The sequence below is a fragment of the Pseudactinotalea sp. genome (genome assembly GCF_048594945.1).
Classification (GTDB): Bacteria; Actinomycetota; Actinomycetes; order Actinomycetales; family Beutenbergiaceae; genus Pseudactinotalea.
Window position 1 is genome coordinate 1 of the sequence record NZ_JBMDXJ010000176.1, and the last position, 5,788, is coordinate 5,788.

The following is a 5,788-nucleotide window of genomic DNA, read 5'->3' on the forward strand; positions in this document are numbered from 1 at the left end:
GCATCGACCGAGAGCTCCAGCACCTGCGCGGTCTCGGCCGCGGAGAACGCCAGCACATCCCGCAGGATCAGCACCGCCCACTGACGCGGCGGCAGGTGCTGCAGCGCCGCGAGGAACGCCAGCCGCACGGTGTCACGGTGCGCGACCACCTCGGCAGGGTCGGCATCGGGGCGCAGCATCCGGTCGTCGGGCATCGGCCACACCCACGCCTCAGGCGGAAGCGGGTCACCCAGTGCGGGGCGATCGGTCCCGACGGTCCCGGGGCCCTGCAGGTCCATCGGCAGGGCACGTCGCTGCGGCGCGCGCCCCATGTCGATGCACACCCGCACCGCGACCGCGTAGAGCCACGTCCGCAATGCGGCCTCGCCGCGGAACGTCTCGGCCTTGTCCCACGCGCGCACGAGCGTCTCCTGCACGGCATCTTCGGCCTCGGCCGCCGATCCCAGGTACCGGTAGCAGTACCCGAGCAGCTCGCCCCGATAGGTGTGAGCACGCTCGAGCAGGTCGACCGCGACACTCATCCTCGTAGTAGACCACGCAGCGCCGACGTCTGACAGGCATGGGCGTGCTCAGCCGTACGGGTAGCCCCAGCCGTGGTCGAGCGGTCGCACGGACGGAGGGTCGAAGCGCACGCCGGTGGGGTTCGGGCCGACGCAGCACATGATGAGGATGACCAGCGCGCCCAGGTAGGGGACCAGGCACAGCAGGTACATCCACCCGCTGCTGCCGGTGTCATGGAGGCGGCGGACCGTGAGCGACAGCCCGACCGGGATGTGGGCGAGCCCCACGAGCACGACGAGCGTGATCACCAGCGGCACTCCGACCACCTGCGCGGCCGATCCGAGGAATCCGGCCGCGAAGATCATCACGAATCCGTAGAGGCTGAACCACCAGTACTCACCGCGGCTGGCCCGGCCGTCGAAGCGGAACGCCTTCAGGTACGCCCGCGCGACGGCGTCGATCGGTCCGATCCCGTACCAGGGCAGGTCGCGGGTTCCGGGATCGCCCAGTGCCGGCGCCGGCGCCCACCCGATCGGTGCATCGCCCGCGACGGCCTCCGTGTACGGGGGCCGCCACGGGCACAGCCGCATCGTGGATCGACGGCGAACCAACGGCGCCGGGGTAGTTGTCCGGCGGCGTGCCGTAGGGCGACTGCCACGGGTCGCCGCCCGTTCCGTACTGAGTCATGGTTCCCCCGGTGGGTTCGTTGCGCCCTGGCGGGGCGGCGTTGCGGGAACGCTAGTGCGGCGATGTGCCGGCCCGCATCCCCGGTGCGCCGACCCGGTGGATAACCGGTTTCGGGGGCGAAGCGTGACTGGCGTGCCATGTCGGCACCTCGCTCACGCCGATGGCCCCGGTGGCGTGACTGGCGTGCCGACATGGCAGCTGAATCACGCCGATGCGGGCCTGGGCCGGGCCGCGGGCAGGGCGCAGCGTTGAGGGACTGACACCAACGGCACGCCACCCCCGCAGCTTCGGCGCTGTGCGGCAACGGCGGGCACATGAGGCAGGCGTCACTGCCTTCTCATCCTGCTCTCACCTGCGTGCGCGAACCTTGGGCCATGACGACACCACGACTCAACCACCTCCTCCCCGCCGGCGCCGTGCTCGCGCTCGCTCTCGGGCTCGCCGGCTGCGGCTCGCCCGAGGACTCCTCGGGTCCCGGCGGCACCACCGGTGCGACCGACGAGGCCACCACGGAAGCAGCCACCACCGAGGACGAGTCGACCACGGACGACTCGACCACGGACGACGACGCCGCGATCGAGAGCGACGACGTCACCGCAGCCGGGCTCGCGGCCATCGCCACGGCCGAGCGTGACACCGGCGGCGTCGCGTTCGCGATCGACCGGGACGACGACGGCGACGAAGGCTGGGACGTCGACGTGCGGACCGGCGACACGATGGTCGAAGTCGAGGTGAGCGCCGACGGCACCAGCGTGGTCAGGTCCGAGGACGACGACCTCGACGGCGACGACCGGGCCGCCATCGATGCTGCTGAGATCACCCTCACCGAGGCGATCGAGATCGCCGTGGCCGAGACCGGCGGCGTGCTCGACGACGCCGAGCTCTCCGACGATGACAACCCGCTCCACTACGAGGTGACCGTCGACACCGCGGACCGCGATGATGTCGACGTCGATGTCGACGCCGTCACCGGTGAGGTGCTCCGGGTCAGCTGACCGCCCGACCCGACCCGAGACTCAGGTGAGCGGCCCGGACAGGGCCGCTCCGCCGTCGTCGTCGCCTGGAATGGTGCCGTGGGACTTGATCACGGTCCAGATCCAGTCCGAGGCGACCTCCACCGAGGGGACAGGCTCGATATCGAGCCAGGCGCGGATGGTGGCGAGCGCCGACCCGGCGATCGCGGCGGCCGCGACCTCGGTGGGGACCCCCACCAGGCTGTGCGGTGCGCCGCGCTCGAACGCTTGCACGAGGATCAGCTGCAGGCGCTTGCTCATGCGGACCTGGATCGTCGCGGAGCCGCCCTCGCCGAGCAGCTGCCGGTAGAGCGCGACGTGCTCGGCCACGTGGCGCAGGTACTGCTCGAGGATCTTCGCGCCGTGCTCGGCGGTGAGTGGCGGCTCGGGTCCGATGGCGTCGTCGATGACGGCGTCGAGCGCCTCGGCGAGCAGCGTGTCCTTGTCGGAATAGTGCTGGTAGTACGTGCTGCGGTTGATGCCGGCGCGCTCGGCGATGTCGGAGATCGAGATCTCGTCGAGGGCGTGCTCGCGGGTGAGCGCGAACAGTGCCTCGCGCAGGCTGCTCCGCGTCCTCGCGATGCGTGGGTCCATGGCCATGGATGGTGCCACATCCCGAGTGACAGAGCCAACACTTGTTGGATATCCAACATGCGTGGTCTACTGAGGGAGGTCTGATTCTCGACGCATCGTTCGAAAGGTTCCTCCGTGGCCAACCTGCTCTACCGCATCGGCGTGGGCGCTGCCCGCCGCGCCTGGCTCGTGATCGTGTCCTGGGTGGTGGTGCTCGGGCTCGCCGCGGGTGCCTTCCTCGCGTTCGGCGGCACACTCGTGAGCTCGTTCTCGATCCCCGGCACCGAGACCGACCGGGTCAACGGGCTGCTCGAAGAGAACCTCGGCACCACCGGCTCGAGCGCGAGCGTGGTCTTTCACACCGACGACGGTTCGGCGATCGATGAGGGCCAGCAGGCCGAGATCGCCGCCGCGCTCGCCGAGGTGGGCGAGCTCGACGGCGTGGAGGCCACGGTCGACCCGTACGCCACGGTGGCGCAGATGCAGGAGCAGGCTGCGGGGCTGGACGCCCAGCTCGCGACCAACGCCGAGAACACGACCGAGCTCACCACCGGACTCGAAGGGCTGCAGGCGGCGCTCGCGGAGGCGCAGGCCGCTGGTGCCCCCGAGGCGCAGATCGCCGAGATGACCGGCCAGATCGAGGAGATGCAGGGCCAGCTCGCCGGTCTTGCGGTCGAGAAGGAGCAGCTCGAGCTGGGACAGCAGCTGATGGGCTTCGCGGCCGAGATCCAGACCGTCTCCGACGACGGCAGCGCCGCCATGGGCGTCGTCATGTTCGAGGGCGACGCGATCGGGGTAGCGCAGGAGCTGAAGGACGCGGTCATCGAGACGCTCACCGACGGAGCGCCCGACGGCGTCACCGTGGACTTCTCCAGCCAGATCGCGACCTCGGTCGAGGGCATCGTCGGGCCCGGCGAGATCGTGGGCCTGCTCGTCGCGGCGCTCGTGCTGCTCCTGATGTTCCGCGCCGCGTTCCCGGCGATCACACCGGTGCTGTCCTCGCTCGTGGGGGTCGGCGTCGGCGTTGCGGGGGCAATGGCGTTCTCCGATGCGGTCGAGATGTCCTCGGTCACCCCGGTGCTCGGCCTGATGCTCGGGCTCGCCGTGGGGATCGACTACTCGCTGTTCATCCTCAACCGGCACCGTACGCAGGTGCGCGCGGGCATGGGCGTGAGCGAGTCGATCGGGCTCGCCAACGGCACCGCCGGCAACGCGGTGGTGTTCGCCGGGGCCACGGTGTTCGTGGCGCTGCTCGCGCTCAATGTCTCCGGGATCGGGTTCCTCGGGTTGATGGGAACGGTGGGCGCGGCGTGCGTACTGGTCGCGGTGCTGGTCGCGGTGACGTTCACGCCCGCGCTGCTCGGCCTCGTGGGCCAGCGTGTGCTGCGCCGCTCCGAGCGGGGCTCCGAGCCGGTGCGCACGACCTCTCCCGGTGCGATGAAGACCTCGCACGCCGTGATCTCGATCGTCGCCGGTGTGGCCGTGCTGGGCGTGGTCGCGCTGCCCGCCCTCGACATGCGCCTCGGCCTCCCGGACGGCTCCACCGAGAGTGCAGACTCCACCCAGTACCAGGCGTACTCGATCACCGCCGAGCAGTTCGGCGCCGGTCAGAACGGCCCGCTGCTGGTCACGGCCTCACTCGAGCAGCCGATGGAGGAGATCAACCAGCTGCCCACGCAGGTCGACATCGCGGAGGCGCTGATGGCTCTCGACGACGTCGTGGCGGTCGCCCCGATCGGGATCTCCGACGATGCCGACTTCATCGCCTTCCAGGTCGTTCCGGTCGACGGCCCGTCGAGCGAGTCGACCGAGGATCTCGTGCACACCTTGCGTGGTCTCGAGGTTCTCGACGGCGGAGCAACCCTCGGGGTCGCCGGGTTCGCCTCGGGCAACATCGACATCTCGGAGCGACTGGCCGACACGTTGCCGCTGTACTTGATCGTGGTCGTGGGCCTGTCGCTGATCATCCTCGTGCTGGTCTTCCGTTCGCTCGTGCTGCCGCTACTCGCGACGGCGGGCTTCGTGCTCTCTCTGGTGGCTGCGCTGGGTGCGACGACGGCGATCTTCCAGTGGGGCTGGCTGGGCTCGGTGTTCGGCGTGAACGAGGCCGGCCCGCTGCTGAGCTTCGCGCCGCTCATCATCACCGGCGTGCTGTTCGGGCTCGCGATGGACTACCAGCTGTTCCTCGCCTCGGCGATGCGTGAGGCCTACGCCCACGGCACCCCGGCACGTGAGGCGGTCACAGCAGGCCGGCACCAGAGCCGCGCCGTGGTGATCGCAGCGGCGTCGATCATGATCGCGGTGTTCGGCGGGTTCACGTTCTCCCATCTGACGATGATCCGCCCGCTCGGCTTCGGGCTCGCGGTCGGTGTGCTGTTCGACGCGTTCGTGGTGCGGCTGCTGCTCGTGTCGGCTGCGATGCATCTGGTCGGCAACAAGGTGTGGTGGCTCCCCCGCTGGCTCGACCGGATCCTGCCGAACGTCGACGTCGAGGGATCTGCGCTGGAACGCGACCACCCGGTCCCGCACGCCGAGGAGTCGGAGAGCGGCGACGAGGCGAGCGACGACGAGAAGGAACCCGCCGCCGTCTGAGCTCTCCGAGGCGCCGAGATCGCTCGCGGTCGGGTCGTTCCACGGGCCCGACGGAAGGTTGCGGATCTGCAGGAATCCGAGCGCGATCTCGTTCGCCTCGGCATCCGTCGTCGAGTACTTCTCGGACGGCTTCACCTTGGCCGCGGGGATGATCCAGAGCACGAGGAAGAAGAGCGCCACGGCGCCGACGATCGCCCACACCCACCACTGGCCGATCAGCCAGCCGACGATGGATCCGAGGTCGTTGAAATCGACGCGGGCGAGGCGGTGCATGGAGGCTCCCCAGAAGTTCTTAAACTGAACGTACATTCAGTGAGTAATCTATAGGTCGGGGACGCACGCAAGTGCACATATGGGGGATAACGGGGAAGTGAATTTCACATGGCGCGATCAGAGGATCAGAATCGGCTAGCGCGCGAGCG

At 69.6% G+C, this 5,788-nt stretch carries 5 protein-coding genes; 2 read left to right on the forward strand and 3 right to left on the reverse strand.

Going from position 1 to position 5,788, the window contains the following annotated elements:
* Positions 1–521 (reverse strand): sigma-70 family RNA polymerase sigma factor (locus ACOJSN_RS07910; RefSeq protein WP_420111957.1); only part of this gene is annotated, 521 nt, incomplete at its 3' end.
* 48 nt (positions 522–569) lie between these two features.
* On the reverse strand, positions 570–1,112 hold the full coding sequence (locus ACOJSN_RS07915; protein WP_420111958.1) for a DUF805 domain-containing protein: 543 nt from the start codon (positions 1,110–1,112) through the stop codon (positions 570–572).
* Positions 1,113–1,562: 450 nt separating this feature from the next.
* On the opposite strand from ACOJSN_RS07915, the gene ACOJSN_RS07920 reads away from it, so the two are divergent.
* On the forward strand, positions 1,563–2,183 hold the full coding sequence (locus ACOJSN_RS07920; RefSeq protein WP_420111959.1) for a PepSY domain-containing protein: 621 nt from the start codon (positions 1,563–1,565) through the stop codon (positions 2,181–2,183).
* Between the two features lie 21 nt (positions 2,184–2,204).
* Here ACOJSN_RS07920 and ACOJSN_RS07925 read toward each other — a convergent pair whose 3' ends face one another.
* A complete protein-coding gene (locus ACOJSN_RS07925) occupies positions 2,205–2,795 on the reverse strand; it encodes a TetR/AcrR family transcriptional regulator (RefSeq protein WP_420111960.1) in 591 nt (196 codons plus the stop codon).
* 114 nt (positions 2,796–2,909) lie between these two features.
* On the opposite strand from ACOJSN_RS07925, the gene ACOJSN_RS07930 reads away from it, so the two are divergent.
* Complete coding sequence (locus ACOJSN_RS07930) at positions 2,910–5,366, forward strand: MMPL family transporter (RefSeq protein ID WP_420111961.1); 2,457 nt, start codon at positions 2,910–2,912, stop codon at positions 5,364–5,366.
* Positions 5,367–5,788: the final 422 nt, after the last annotated feature.

Coding starts and splice junctions, on each gene's coding strand:
- ACOJSN_RS07920 (WP_420111959.1), top strand. CDS start 1,563: ATGACGACACCACGACTCAACCACCTCCTCCCCGCCGGCGCCGTGCTC.
- ACOJSN_RS07925 (WP_420111960.1), bottom strand. CDS start 2,795: ATGGACCCACGCATCGCGAGGACGCGGAGCAGCCTGCGCGAGGCACTG.